General features: G+C 63.7%; 16 protein-coding genes. 14 read left to right on the top strand and 2 right to left on the bottom strand.

From position 1 onward, the window contains the following. The first annotated feature begins 508 nt into the window (after positions 1-508). The 5 genes from TL10_RS29885 (at position 509) to TL10_RS28740 (ending at position 5,098) form a co-directional block, all read left to right on the top strand. Complete coding sequence (locus TL10_RS29885) at positions 509-1,555, top strand: hypothetical protein (protein ID WP_016895039.1); 1,047 nt, start codon at positions 509-511, stop codon at positions 1,553-1,555. Then, entirely contained in the window at positions 1,552-1,899 is a 348-nt protein-coding gene (locus TL10_RS28725) for a hypothetical protein (RefSeq protein WP_016895038.1), read from the top strand. Before TL10_RS29885 ends, TL10_RS28725 begins: the two co-directional genes overlap by 4 nt. A 99-nt stretch (positions 1,900-1,998) precedes the next feature. After that, the gene (locus TL10_RS28730) at positions 1,999-3,750 is read left to right on the top strand and encodes a hypothetical protein (protein ID WP_043988349.1); all 1,752 of its coding nucleotides are present in this window, start codon (positions 1,999-2,001) and stop codon (positions 3,748-3,750) included. Positions 3,751-3,800: 50 nt separating this feature from the next. After that, on the top strand, positions 3,801-4,343 hold the full coding sequence (locus TL10_RS28735; RefSeq protein ID WP_016895521.1) for a hypothetical protein: 543 nt from the start codon (positions 3,801-3,803) through the stop codon (positions 4,341-4,343). 92 nt (positions 4,344-4,435) lie between these two features. Beyond that, on the top strand, positions 4,436-5,098 hold the full coding sequence (locus TL10_RS28740; RefSeq protein ID WP_016895522.1) for a hypothetical protein: 663 nt from the start codon (positions 4,436-4,438) through the stop codon (positions 5,096-5,098). A 38-nt stretch (positions 5,099-5,136) separates the two neighbouring features. On the opposite strand, the gene TL10_RS28745 is transcribed toward TL10_RS28740, so the two are convergent. After that, the gene (locus tag TL10_RS28745; protein WP_016895523.1) at positions 5,137-5,394 is read right to left on the bottom strand and encodes a helix-turn-helix domain-containing protein; all 258 of its coding nucleotides are present in this window, start codon (positions 5,392-5,394) and stop codon (positions 5,137-5,139) included. Positions 5,395-5,458: 64 nt separating this feature from the next. After that, positions 5,459-6,673, bottom strand: a complete 1,215-nt coding sequence (locus TL10_RS28750; protein ID WP_234711565.1) for a hypothetical protein — start codon at positions 6,671-6,673, stop codon at positions 5,459-5,461. 92 nt (positions 6,674-6,765) lie between these two features. Between TL10_RS28750 and TL10_RS28755 the strand changes: the two genes are divergently transcribed. The 9 genes from TL10_RS28755 to TL10_RS28795 form a co-directional block, all read left to right on the top strand. Further along, the gene (locus TL10_RS28755) at positions 6,766-7,293 is read left to right on the top strand and encodes a hypothetical protein (RefSeq protein ID WP_016895525.1); all 528 of its coding nucleotides are present in this window, start codon (positions 6,766-6,768) and stop codon (positions 7,291-7,293) included. A 37-nt stretch (positions 7,294-7,330) separates the two neighbouring features. After that, on the top strand, positions 7,331-7,711 hold the full coding sequence (locus TL10_RS28760; RefSeq protein ID WP_016895526.1) for a hypothetical protein: 381 nt from the start codon (positions 7,331-7,333) through the stop codon (positions 7,709-7,711). Between the two features lie 69 nt (positions 7,712-7,780). Then, complete coding sequence (locus tag TL10_RS28765) at positions 7,781-8,038, top strand: hypothetical protein (protein ID WP_016895527.1); 258 nt, start codon at positions 7,781-7,783, stop codon at positions 8,036-8,038. Between the two features lie 48 nt (positions 8,039-8,086). After that, positions 8,087-8,332, top strand: a complete 246-nt coding sequence (locus tag TL10_RS28770; protein ID WP_016895528.1) for a hypothetical protein — start codon at positions 8,087-8,089, stop codon at positions 8,330-8,332. Positions 8,333-8,336: 4 nt separating this feature from the next. After that, the gene (locus TL10_RS28775) at positions 8,337-8,756 is read left to right on the top strand and encodes a hypothetical protein (protein WP_016895529.1); all 420 of its coding nucleotides are present in this window, start codon (positions 8,337-8,339) and stop codon (positions 8,754-8,756) included. A gap of 5 nt (positions 8,757-8,761) precedes the next feature. Beyond that, positions 8,762-9,427, top strand: coding sequence for a hypothetical protein (locus TL10_RS29890; RefSeq protein WP_016895530.1), 666 nt, complete (start codon positions 8,762-8,764; stop codon positions 9,425-9,427). 165 nt (positions 9,428-9,592) lie between these two features. Further along, a complete protein-coding gene (locus tag TL10_RS28785) occupies positions 9,593-9,796 on the top strand; it encodes a DNA cytosine methyltransferase (RefSeq protein WP_016895531.1) in 204 nt (67 codons plus the stop codon). Positions 9,797-10,078: 282 nt separating this feature from the next. Beyond that, positions 10,079-10,477 (top strand): hypothetical protein, encoded by a 399-nt coding sequence (locus TL10_RS28790; protein ID WP_016895532.1) that lies wholly within the window; start codon positions 10,079-10,081, stop codon positions 10,475-10,477. Positions 10,478-11,417: 940 nt separating this feature from the next. Continuing rightward, positions 11,418-12,565: IS256 family transposase (locus TL10_RS28795; RefSeq protein ID WP_234711566.1), on the top strand; the 1,148-nt coding region annotated here is incomplete at its 3' end.

The raw sequence follows: 12,565 nt of genomic DNA on the forward strand, positions 1-12,565 counted from the left end.
TCATGATCGTGTGTCACGAGAGACACGATCACAGTAGTTATACCGAAGACGTACCCGAGCCAACGGAATCGACAGGAGACCATTCCGGCTACCCTGCTGCGCTCGCAGCCGGGCGCGGAAGCAGGGTAGCCCCAGATTCAATGAGAAACGTCGCGATCGAAATTCTCATCCAATCTGGGGCAATGCAGGTCAGACTAGTAAATGTGCCCCAGATTCAATGAGAACGGACATTGATCGCCACGGCGCCGTCGCGTCATCAAGGTCGCAGCTGGGTACGCGCCGGATGAGAGAACCCGTCAAGCGGGCACGTATGAATGGAGAAAGTCATCGATCAATTGAGAAATGACACGCGCCTAATGTCCGCAACTCTGGCGGTTTAGTAAGAACGAAATGTCGAATAGCGTTGTGCAGCAACGTGTTTCGCCGATAACGCACGTTACGTCAAGTAACCTTGATAGCGATCGAATCGGCATCAAGGTATGTTGACAGCAACTGGTAGGCTCCCATCATGGGATGGGAGTACGCACCCGGCGGCCGAAGCAGCGAATGGCATGAGGGCTATCTCGTCGCCGAATTCGATGACGGCCAGCGAGCATTCGGCCTCTTCGGCACCGGTATCCCGGCCGGACACCTGGCCGTCGACCAATACGGCGACGACACCTGGGGCCAAGAAGCCGTCCGCCGCCACGGCGGGCGGCCCGACTTCCAGACCCGCCCAGCCGGCGATGTCATCGGTTGGCGAGTCGCCTGCAATTGCTACCGGCCGGGGTCAGAAACACCTGATCACCGATGGTTCAGCGAACAACTCTGGGCACGGGTACCCTCGCCAACACGCCATGATCCCAATGCATTCCGCATCTACGCCGCCGACGAGGACATACTCGACGTGATCAGCGGCGACGCGAATACCGCGGCTCACGACGTATGGTGGCGCGAGCACATCAGCGAGCTTGACACGGCGATGGCGATTCGCGTCGCAGCCGAGGCCGTCCGTGCCTACGAGGAGCAGCTTCTCCTCGCGGTCGCCCGCGCCCGACGCCAGAGCATGACCTGGGCCAAAATTGGTGCGGCGGCGGGAATTACAAGTCAAGCCGCCCACTCACGTTGGTCAAAGCGAACGATCACCACGACAGGCTCTACCGATCCTGCGGAGGGGACTATCGAATACACCGATCAGCTGAAACGCCAGCATGCGATCGGGCAGTTTCTCGCCGCCGACCCGGGTTTGCGCTCGCGATTCAACCCAAACCTGGCGGTCAATGTCGACGGTGAAATCACGCCCTCCCCACCGAGCGTGACGGCGGAATCCCTTGCTAGCGAGCTACGTTCACGGGGATGGGTCGCGCGCGAGGGCGGGTCCGACGGAGGCGCCGAGCAGGTGTGCGAAATCGATGAAGACGACCACGGCCAAGGAGTGGACGTCAACGTCTACTTCCTCCGATACGAGCCCACAACGTGGATCGTGGGCACAGATACCCACCATGCGCCCGCACCCAGCACGGCTGCGGAGCTGGCCGACCGCATCATCGCGACGATCAGGGAGGACGCCCCGTGAGCACCGTGTATTACAACGAAGAGGCCTTTTTCGAGGCTTGGCGCAAAGGCGTACGGATCGCCGGGGAGCTCTATTTCGGCGACGGCAATGCGTCCAACGTCGAGACGGCCAAAAGCAAGTACGACCTGGCGCCGAACTACGACGCCGTCGTGAGCGCCCTTGGCACGCTTTCCTCCGGTGAGGCGGTGTTCCTCGCCGCGATGTACAGCTTCTACAACGACATTGCCGGCGGCAAAATGCTGGCCCAACTCGACGCCCCCGGCCTGGCCGGTATCTCGGCACACCTGGATGAAGCCCGCTGCCGGGTGATTGCCGACCTCTTGGTCTCCTACGTCGGATGGTAGGTAAATCCATCTCCGACAGCGCACAACGTCGTGAAGCCATCGGCCTCGCCGCGTGATTTCACCCCACCCGCCCGCAGTATCGAAAGGACTCGCTCAGCCGTGCCGTCGCTTCCCACTGAGTGGATTGGACGCGACAATACGTTCGCGTCCAACGTTCCCGGCCTGGAAGAGATCGGCTCGATCGCCATCCCGTACGCCCGGCTCCCAGGCCGGGCCGCGACCGCCTATCGCCCGCGCTATACCCACTGGGCTGACCTCGCTGATGAACTGATGGAAGACCTGATGGCCCTCCCCGGAGCAGGCGAACGCACCCTGCGCGCCACGATGGCAGCCGCCATCGAAATCGTGGACACCCACCGCGTCGCCCGAGGCCGACGCCGGCTCACCGCCCGCGCGGCCGCCCACGTCCTGCTGAATCGTCTCGATCCCGTCGACCGGACCATGCTCACCCGCCTCGTGTTCCCGATCGACCCCCTCCCCCGAGAGGACGTCGCCGCCGAACTGGGCGTCGACCCAGCATGGTTTGAGCGCAACCGACCCCGCGCCAAGCGGCGGTTCGCCGAAATGCTCGCCGAACCAGCCCACCACGACGTGACCCGCCACGCACGCGCTCTGGCAGCTGTTCTTGGCCCCTACACGCCCAGCCATCGCGTTATCCACTATCTCGGGGAACTTCGCCTAGACCCCGACAGCGTTGAGGCGCAGATGTACCTGTACCTCGCCGGGCCGTACGCGCCGCGCGGCGACTGGTACGAGAACCGTGCCATCGGCGGCGAGCGCCGCGCGCTCGACGTCGTGGCCCACGCATTCGACGCGTCCCCCGCTCACACGGACAAGGCACTCACGGCCAGGCTCGTCGACGCGGGCATGCCCCCTGCCGTCGTCCCGGCATTCCTTGCAGAATTCTTCAACTTGCGCCGCCTCAATGGCGTCTGCGTGCAGTGGGGCTCAACGTCGCGGGAGCAAGCCGAAGCGTTCTTGCACGCGATGGGCACGCCGATGACAGGCGCGGACATCCACGCTCTGATCGACAGCCAGACGGTTACTCTGCAGACGCTCATGGGGACGCTGTACACCGACGAGCGGTTCGTCCGGGCATCGAGAACCACGTGGGCCTTGCGGGTGTGGGGAACAGCGCAGTATCAGGGCCTTGCCGATGAGATCAGACGCCGCATCGACGCCGCGGGCGGCCGCGTGCGCAGCGCTGACCTGGTCGCTGACATTCTGGCCGCAGTGCCCGATGTTGCCGAATCGTCCGTGCGTGGGTACATGGCATCCCTGGCCTTCATCTCCGAAGACGGCACCCTACGCCGCCGTCGTGACGATGACCCCTTACCAGCCCAGCCTCACTGGAACACCGCACGCGGAACCTTCCAGCACGGCAACACCATTCGACTCGCCCTACCTGTCACGAGCGAGCTGTTGCGCGGCTCCGCAGTCCAAATTCCGGCGGCCACCGCAGCCGGCGCGGGAGTGCAACCCGGCGGCCGGCGCAACTTCGGCACAGCTGCCGGAGACGCCGCGATCATTTGGCCGCTGTGGAGCACCAACGGGCCACGGCTCGGCACTATTCGCGCACTCGCCAAGTCCCACGGCGCGCAGATCGGCGACACCGTGGTGCTGATCTTTGACACCGCCAAAGAGACTCTCACTGCCCGCCGCATTCCGGCGGGCACCACCGGAGAGCCTCTGCTCGAGCTTGTTCTCGGGACGAAGAGGATCACTCTACGCAGTATCGCCACAAGGTTGGACTGTTCACCCGAGGCCGTTCTCGCCATCCTGACTCGGCGTGGCGATACCGCCCTTGCCGACGTCGTGACCCGGGTCTGTCAGTCCCTTGCGCCAAAATAGGACGCACTACGCCGCGATTCATCGCCACCGCACCGAAGGCCGAGGAACAGATGGTCACCGATAGCCCAGAAACAGCCCCTGCCAGCACCGCGTTCGAACCAGCGCGCGTCGGCTTCGCGAACGGCGACGTGAAGGTCGTTCACCGCGCCGAAATCGATGATCGGACCGGAAGGCTCACCATCGTCGACCGCGTCAGCTACCCCGACCCGAACGACAATCAGTTGAGCGAAGCTGAACACGTACGGCACTACGCCGCGCATGCTTGGACATGGGTTGAACCCGAAATCGACAGCGGCACACTGTGGGTTCAGCACTACGCGTGCACACAGGGCGGAGAGCCGCTCAACGATCGCACTGCCTGGTTCCGTCTCGCATGGATGGTGCCGCGTGAGGAAGCGGTGAAAGTCGCTGCGCGATACGTTGCTGACCAATTCAACTACCGCTGGATCGATGTTGCGCCGGACATCGAGCAGGACCTCGAACCGCCGGTCGGGACATTTGCACGGCCGGTGGTGGACCGCCAGGGCAGGTTCCACAATCTCGCGTTCCGCTGGCTGCCGCACCCCGCTACGTGGCCGGAGTCGAGGCTGTGAAGATTCCGGCCGATACCCGCCGAGAGTAGATGCTGCCGCAACCCGATTCCGTCACGCCGCCGACCAGCCCGCATAGAAAGAAACGGTCACCGATGAACGAGTACGAGCACAGAGCGCATGAGGTGATGAACGGGCTCACCACGTTCCTGCACAACTTGTGGGTCCGTCAGCTACTTGGGCAGGCACTTGAGGCGGCCCGCGGCGGGACCCTCACGCTCGACTGGCGGGACCGAATGACCAGTCCCGCCGGTTGCCCCCCGGACGTGGCCGCCCTCGCCCTTGAAGAAGTGCGCCAGCTGCCTGTCGCCGCGTGGGAGCCGGCCGCTTCGGCGAGCTGGGACGAGGCCTTGGGGTCATGGTTCGCCACCACCCGGGCGCTGCTGGTCCAGGACTACATCCAAAAGGCCGCACAGCAGCACCAGGCGCTCGAGACTCGATCGAAGATCTTTCTGCACTTAGCACCAGGCCCCTCCGAGAAATTTGCGGATATGGTCCGCCGGGAGGAGTACGGGTCGGACGTTGCCACCTTCGATCTCCTGCGGCAACAGACCAACCTCCACATCGTGCACCGCGACCGCGCGTGCGCGTCCTATCTGGCTGGTCTCGCCGCCGGTGGCCGACCCAATGACTGGGTCGCCTGGTTCTCGCAGCGCATCGACACCTGGGAAAACCGATCTGCCGCCGAGAGCAACCGGCTGCAGCTGGACTGGATCACCAAAAACTGGGAGCAACTACCGCTCTACTGGTTGAGCTGACACAGGCCTAACGGGAGCACGGTCGCCACCCGGTTTCCTTACTGATCGGATTCCTCGGTGGCTTCCGACAGGATGCCCTTCGTCAGGGCCGCCGGAGTCGTGCCGAGCGCGGCCGAAATGCGTGCCAGGAGGCCGACGGTGATGTTCCGGCGCCCGTTTTCGACCTGGTTGACGTAGGTCCGATGGATTTTGGCACGTTCAGCCAGAACACCTTGCGCGAGGCCCAGTTTCTCGCGCCGCGCCTTGATCTTCGCGCCCAGGCGCTCCAGGACGGCGGGGTCGTCATCGTCGGACATTCGGACCTGCTTTCTGGCTGCTGATGTAGCACATAGTCTACGGTCCAGGGTGTCGATCGCGAACTCAGAACAGCCCTTCACCGGTCGCCTCCTGCCACCATTGCTCAAACCCGCTGCGCTTCTTGGATTGCGGCCCGGCGGGCGCCGCGACGAACAGATGGTCGGTGTCGCCCTCGGACCGGTCCCGCAGTATGTGGCGCACGATGCCGTCGGCCCCGACCACTCGCCGGCCAGGCTGGGCCGCGAGTTGGTCAGCCATGGCCGTGCGTGTGCCGGTGGCCAGGACCTCGAGCGCGCGCGCTGTGATCCCTCTGCCGTTGCGTGCAGGCCGGACAACCCGTCGTACCTCGTAGAGGGACCACTCAGCAGAGTCCAGCCGGGACTGAAAGAGTGCCAGCGCCTCGGTGAGTTCTGCATCGGCGACCAGGTCCGCCGCGCTGCTGCCAACGATCAGCGTTTGGGACGGATTGATGCTGCGCGCAACGTATTCCAGGAACAGTGCGTCTGCCGCTAGGTTTGGTTCGCGCCGGTAGCGGGTGATGACCTGATCCCGGCCCGCTGCGCTGCTCATCGCGAAAGGGCAGAAGCCGCAACACGATTTCGGGATTTCTTCGCCGAGTACATCCAGCAGATATTGGGCGCAGTCGCGGCGGGTCCAGCCCCAATCTTGCAAGGGGTACCAGCCGCGCCGCAGATCGGTGTCGTGTAGGCGGTCTTTGTCCGAGCGCGACCGCTCATCGGCTTCGAAGCCCACGGCGTGACGGTACCTGTGGCCTTTGGTGATCCGGGCGATCACCGGATCGAGGGCGTCGCCCTTGGCATGCACCGAGCACAGTCGTTTGCCGCCCAGCTGGGGAAGTGTTGCCGCAGCGAGCATTTCGTCGCCAAGGGTGTAGATGCCGTCGGCATGCAGGCGTGACGGCCAGCGCGAGTCGTCGAGGACGACGACGCCGGCTCCCGCGCGTGTGGTACGGCGCTGCGCGCGGGCCACCTGAATGAACCGCACCGAGTGGGCTGCGAGCATGGGGATGATCAACCGGGACATCGCGCTGATGGTGGCCTGGCTTTCGTGTCCGGTCATCGCCGATACCACTGCCAATTCGGACAAATCGAAGTCCCGCGACGCTGGGTCGGTCATCCAGCGCACGATCATTGAGGTGGAGTCCAGGCCCAGCCCGAAGGACGCCACCACCGTTGGCGCGGACTCGCTCCGATCAAGGCCGACGAGTCGATCATTGTGACCGGGCGTGTCCCTGAGATTGCTTGTTGCTGCTGACATTTCACATCTTTCTTTCCATCTCAACTGTTGCCTATAGTCTACAACCTGATGTAGACTATAGGCAACACTCTGGAAGGGAAGGCCTCAGACAAATGAGCGATCTCACCACTGACCAGCGGTGGCTGCTCTATTTCATCGGTGGATGGATGATCCGCGACTGCCTGATCGACTCCGCCGGCACCGACCACCTGATGCAGTCCATGGCCGGGGGGTACAACCACAAGCCCCCCACTGGCGGCCCGGAGTGGATGACCGCCTACGAAACACGCAACGGCAAAGTCGTCTCACCCGGCCACGGCGACGTGCGGGTAGTTGTCACCAAAGCGCAGATCAACGCCTACGCCCGAAGCCTGTCGACCTCCATTCGCGACGAACTCATCGCCGCCAGAGACGAGGAAACCACGGAACGTAACCGCACCCTCGGTTGGTGCCACTGCCCCCACGCGCACATCGCGCCGAACGCCCATAGCGGTCCGTGCACCCGCTACCACCCCACCGAGGACGAAGACCATGCGCATTACCTGGAAGCAGACCGCCTCCGGGGCATTACCGAAGACATCCTGCGCCGCGCCCTGCGGCTCAACGAACAGGCCGAACAGCTCGATCTGTTCACGCTCTGACCGTCGCCAAATCCCCGACACGCCAAAGGAGTACGCCATGACAACGACCACCTACGTCGCCACCGTCGCCCCATTCGATACCGCTGCCACCGAGGACAGCGGCCCACTTGCTCGCGTCAGGTACGTTACCGAAAATCACACATTCGTCCGCGTCACTCGCGTGCAGCACGACGTCCTGCCCGCCGTCACCGGATACGGCATCGAGTTCTGGCTGACCGTGGACACTCTGGCCCGGCAGGTCCACCGCCACATCCTCGAGCTGATCGCTGCCCGAAAAATCCACCAAGTCACCAGCTTTCAGGAGCTCTCCCCCGAGCACCGCGCAAAGATCGACAACTCCCCCGAATTGGCGGACCTCGGCCCAAACGGCTTGCTCTACGTCCACTTACGCGTCACCGACCTGCTTCGGTTCGGCTAACTCACAACGCCTCATCACCGCCGGCCTCCGCGCCCCGATCACCATCACCCAACACGAATAAGGACCGTCATGAGCAACCACCTCGAATGGGGCCACCCCCACACAGCACTCGCCGAAATTCGACCAGCGGACAAGCACGACCGCCAGGACTACCTCCACGCGGCCAAACTTCAGCCGCCGTACCCGCCCATCTGGCAAGCCAATCTCGTCAACTCCGACGGCGACGGACTCGCCCTCATCGGCACCCGCGAGGCGCTACTGACCTTCCTGGACAGGGCCCGCGCCCACGTCGCCCGCCACACCGATCCGGGCCACAGCCACGCCTGAACCACCCCCGACTCATCCTCTCCCCGACACACCGGAAGGACCCCAACAATGGCACTCACCGAGCCCGTCGACCCCGCCGACATCAACCTCGCCCTCCAGAACGGCATTGGCCCGCAACTGGAGTGGCAACTTGACGCAACCGAACTCGAACGCCGGCTCGACGCCGCCGCCTATGCCGCCGCGGCGATCCTCAACGCCCCGTTCTACGAAGCCGACCTCAGCGCCGCCGAACGCGCGCGCGCCGAGCAGGCCTACGCCCAGGCGCCATACGCGATCCGCGAGAGCACCCACTGACGTCATGTGCACGATCGACCCCGACATCGACTACGACTCCCCGCACGGGGCACGCGGATACGGCCAGACCCTCACTACCCTGTCAAAACTGCTCGACGCCGACTGGCACGTCACGGATTCCGGGGGCGGCTGCCAGCTCATTACCTCCGGTGCTGCGCTGGAGGGCGGCTACCGCATCCAGGTGTCCGACCGAGACGGCCCACTGTCGCCCTACCTGCACCGGGTCCGCGCCTGCCGAGCTGGGGACACCGTCGGCTGGGCCGTCGGAATCTACACGGCCGCAACCGACTACGCCGAGCTGCACGGCTGGGCCGACACCGCCGACAACCACGCCGACATCGGCGCGCTGACCGCCGCCGCACTCCATGACTACCGCCGCCACCGCGGCGCAATCTGCCACTGCCCCACCACAGAAAGGAACTGATCACCATGTCGCTCGCCGCGTTCGAAATGTCCGCCCGCTGGCACTTCGCCCACCCGCCGGCCACCTGGACCGTGCACAAGGTGGACGCCCGCACCTGGCACATCCGCGCCGCCGACGGAGCGGTCATCGACCGCTTCACCACCAAACGCGCAGCCGAGCGGGCCCGCGTCGACGGCACCTACGTCAAACTGTGGCACGCGAAAACCGCCTGGTACATGGGAACCAGCACCGACCCCCGCGAACGCGCCCTCACCGACGAGGAACGGGCCATCATCGACGACATTGTCGGCTACGTGAACCGGAACACGACGACCTTCGAGGAGGCCACAGCAGAACACGTGCGGCGCATCCGATTCCGCGACCGCGACGCCGACGATACCGAAGTCTGGGAGGCGACAGTCTTGCCTGACGGACGGTACGCGGTCAAAGGCCTGCAGTGGTGGACCTTCGCGGAGGCCGAGCTCGAGTTCCTGGACCACCCGGAAACAACGCCAGGAAAGCAGCAGGTGCCCGATGCGCTTGACGAGCTCGCCGCAGCATGCGACCACTGGGACCGGGTCATCGAGAGTGACTTGGCAAACAACGATGCCGAGCACGAGGCGGCACTGAAGATCATCGAGATAGCCCGCCGGTGTGTCACGGTCCGGCCACGCAACGAAGCGAACGTGTAACTGCCCCAACCAGTTCGGGGCCGACCCCCCAGCGGGTCGGCCCCGAGAGCCGTGCTCAAAACCGAGCATTTAGCACCCCTAACCTGTTGCCTATAGTCAACACTGTGCTGTAGACTATAAGTAACACCCGGTGAGGGTGACCGGGACGAAAGAGGGGACACGCCAATGACTTCCACTGCCGAATTCCGTCCAGCACTCGGCAAGCGACGCTTCGCGCACGACGACCTGGTGGCCGTCGACCTGTTCTCCGGCTTCGGCGGATTGACCAGAGGCATTGCACAAGCAGGCTTCACAACCATCTGCGCGGCCATTCACTGGTCGACAGAGCGTGTCGGACGCTACCCCAGTCATATCAATTTCTGCAACTAGACGCTCATCGCCGCAGATATCTCGTCGACCGCGTTTTGGTCCTAATCTTCGGAATTGCGATTGCGGTTGCGGCCCAATGGTTTTAGTGCGTATTCGCGCTACTGCTTGCGCCTGTTTGCAATCCGCCACTCACGTAGCCAAGGAAAGTTCGCGTTCTATCGAGGATGAGATCGTCGTGACCACTTTGGCTATGCCGCACGCCGGAGCCTCGCATTCGTGTGGGGTTGCCATCTGTGTGAAACTCTCACGGGCACATCTGTTTCGCCGGTAGCGTGAACTCCTATGATCATCCCGTTTGCCGCTGACTACCGAGACGCGTGGGACATCATCTTGTCTTGGCGAGATGAGCGCGCCCAAATGGACGTCATAGCGTTCGTAGAGGAGCGACATAGGCTTCCCGGGGTCGTCGTGGTCTGGATCAAGCTTTTGGCGGCGATTGCGATCGAACTCCAGTTGGAAGAAGGCTTAGCCAGGCAACTCGGACGAGTCAGTGTTGGGTTCGACATTGTCCCGCAGTTGATTGCACGGACGAAAGAAATGCTCGAAACCCTGGAGCCAGAATTCGACGGGACAAAGTTGGGTGCGAACGTCATTCTCGACGCGATGCCCGAGAAATACGGCTTCAGCGAACATCTGCTGGATAAATCGGGGCTGGGAGGGGTGGAGCAAGACGGCGAATAGATTGGTCTGACCGGTCGCCGACCCGCCTGCGGGAACCAGTCGGTCGCCACTGCGGGCACCCAGGCCGTGGCCAACCGGCTCGGTCCGTCAAGCCGCACGGCATCTTTCGATGGCGATTCCCTGATGTCGCGGCAACTCTCACGCGTAGCAGCTCGGTAGAACTACGGACGCAGGACGCCTGTGGTCAGCTACCGATGAGAACTTCAAACCGCGCAATGCAAAATTACGACGCGGGGTCTTCGAGCTCGTCGAGGATCTCAACCGAGTCGTCGCCAGCGTTCAGAGGCTGACTCTGGATGTACACCGCCTTCGACGAGGACGGGACGAAGCGAGGCGGCGGATACCCATCACTGAGGCCCGCTGCCGGCGCTTCCCAAAGTGAGCGTACTTACGATGACCAAGGTGTGAAATCCGCGACCCTTGTTTGTCAGTGGTTGACGGTAGAGTGCCCGATCCTGCACAGTGTCCGTGTTGTGACCTTTGGGTGGCACCTGAGGCACCGATAAACCGCCAAGAGCCCCGCACTCCTTCGAGTGCGGGGCTCTTTCGCTGCGCGACACGCTGAGCAGGGCGTGCTCGGCAATGCTCCGAGCTTTGGAATCACAAAATTGTTATTCGGAACATGTTGTATGTCTTCTGATTGGTAACCACTAGGCGTAGTGTTCGGGGTGCCACCCAAAGAGCGGCTCAGCGAACGCTGGGCCGGAAATTCCGGGACGGAAGGTCACGACATCACATGACGGAACAGTCGGCGTCTGAGCACGCGTTTATTTCCTACGTCCATGAGGACAGTGCGCACGTCGATAGGTTGCGTCCAGCAGAGTGGTGTACGAGTCGGACCTGATCAGCGGTACCGGCGTGTCGTAGCCGACTGATTGAGGGTCATCGCGTGATTCTTCGAGAGACCGTCCAAAGTCACTCGAGCAAAGGAATCGACGCGATGACCACTGCCCACACTATCGACCTGCCTGCGGTGCTGGCTGAACGACTCACCACCGCCCATCCCGACGTGTTGCGCGAGCTGCTGGCCACGTTTATCCACACCCTGATGGGTGCTGAGGCCGACGCCCTGTGCGGCGCCGGATACGGCGAGCGCAGCACCGAGCGCACCAATTCCCGCAACGGCTACCGGCACCGCCAATTCGACACCCGCGCAGGAACATTGAATCTCGCAATCCCGAAGCTGCGGCACGGCTCCTACTTCCCGGACTGGCTGCTGGAACGCCGCAAACGCGCGGAGCGGGCTCTGACGACGGTGGTCGCGACCTGCTACCTGCTCGGGGTCTCCACGCGACGGATGGACAAGCTCGTCGAAACTCTCGGCATCACTTCGCTGTCGAAGTCGCAGGTGTCGGTGATGGCCAAGGAACTCGACACCGCCGTGGAAGCCTTCCGCACCCGCCCCCTGGACGCCGGCCCATACACCTTCGTGGCCGCCGACGCCCTGGTCCTCAAGGTCCGCGAGGGCGGGCGGGTGGTCAACGTGCACGCCCTGATCGCGGTCGGGGTCAACAAGGAGGGCTACCGCGAGATCCTCGGTATCGACGTCACGACCGCCGAGGACGGGGCCGGCTGGTTGACGTTCTGGCGGTCGCTGACCGCCCGAGGACTGTCCGGGGTCAAACTGGTCACCAGCGACGCCCACGCCGGCCTGGTGGCCGCGATCGGCGCCACCCTGCCCGGCGCCACGTGGCAGCGCTGCAGAACCCACTACACGACCAACCTAATGGCCATCACCCCGAAAGCCTCGTGGCCGTGGGTACGCACCCTGCTGCACTCGGTGTTCGACCAACCCGACGCAGAATCCGTTGCTGCACAATATGACCGGATCATCGACGCGCTCGCCGACAAACTGCCCAAGGTCGCTGATCACTTGGAGGCAGCACGGCCAGACCTACTCGCATTCACCGCGTTCCCCAAACAGACCTGGCGCCAGATCTGGTCGAACAACCCGCAGGAACTTATCCGGCCCTCGGCGCCGGATCAACCCCTGGTGGTCGACTCGAGTCAGCGGTCGAGGCGGTGGAGGTGGTCCGTCAGTGCGTCGGTGACGCGGTGGTGGCGGGCGGCTTCGTCGAGCCAACCACG

This window comes from Mycolicibacterium llatzerense, from assembly GCF_000878195.1.
Lineage (GTDB): Bacteria > Actinomycetota > Actinomycetes > Mycobacteriales > Mycobacteriaceae > Mycobacterium > Mycobacterium llatzerense.

What these genes read in the sequence shown, in the direction of transcription:
- TL10_RS29885 (WP_016895039.1), top strand. Translation starts at nt 509, where the DNA reads ATGGGATGGGAGTACGCACCCGGCGGCCGAAGCAGCGAATGGCATGAG.
- TL10_RS28735 (WP_016895521.1), top strand. Translation starts at nt 3,801, where the DNA reads ATGGTCACCGATAGCCCAGAAACAGCCCCTGCCAGCACCGCGTTCGAA.
- TL10_RS28740 (WP_016895522.1), top strand. Translation starts at nt 4,436, where the DNA reads ATGAACGAGTACGAGCACAGAGCGCATGAGGTGATGAACGGGCTCACC.
- TL10_RS28745 (WP_016895523.1), bottom strand. Translation starts at nt 5,394, where the DNA reads ATGTCCGACGATGACGACCCCGCCGTCCTGGAGCGCCTGGGCGCGAAG.
- TL10_RS28750 (WP_234711565.1), bottom strand. Translation starts at nt 6,673, where the DNA reads ATGTCAGCAGCAACAAGCAATCTCAGGGACACGCCCGGTCACAATGAT.
- TL10_RS28755 (WP_016895525.1), top strand. Translation starts at nt 6,766, where the DNA reads ATGAGCGATCTCACCACTGACCAGCGGTGGCTGCTCTATTTCATCGGT.
- TL10_RS28760 (WP_016895526.1), top strand. Translation starts at nt 7,331, where the DNA reads ATGACAACGACCACCTACGTCGCCACCGTCGCCCCATTCGATACCGCT.
- TL10_RS28765 (WP_016895527.1), top strand. Translation starts at nt 7,781, where the DNA reads ATGAGCAACCACCTCGAATGGGGCCACCCCCACACAGCACTCGCCGAA.
- TL10_RS28770 (WP_016895528.1), top strand. Translation starts at nt 8,087, where the DNA reads ATGGCACTCACCGAGCCCGTCGACCCCGCCGACATCAACCTCGCCCTC.
- TL10_RS28775 (WP_016895529.1), top strand. Translation starts at nt 8,337, where the DNA reads ATGTGCACGATCGACCCCGACATCGACTACGACTCCCCGCACGGGGCA.
- TL10_RS29890 (WP_016895530.1), top strand. Translation starts at nt 8,762, where the DNA reads ATGTCGCTCGCCGCGTTCGAAATGTCCGCCCGCTGGCACTTCGCCCAC.
- TL10_RS28785 (WP_016895531.1), top strand. Translation starts at nt 9,593, where the DNA reads ATGACTTCCACTGCCGAATTCCGTCCAGCACTCGGCAAGCGACGCTTC.
- TL10_RS28790 (WP_016895532.1), top strand. Translation starts at nt 10,079, where the DNA reads ATGATCATCCCGTTTGCCGCTGACTACCGAGACGCGTGGGACATCATC.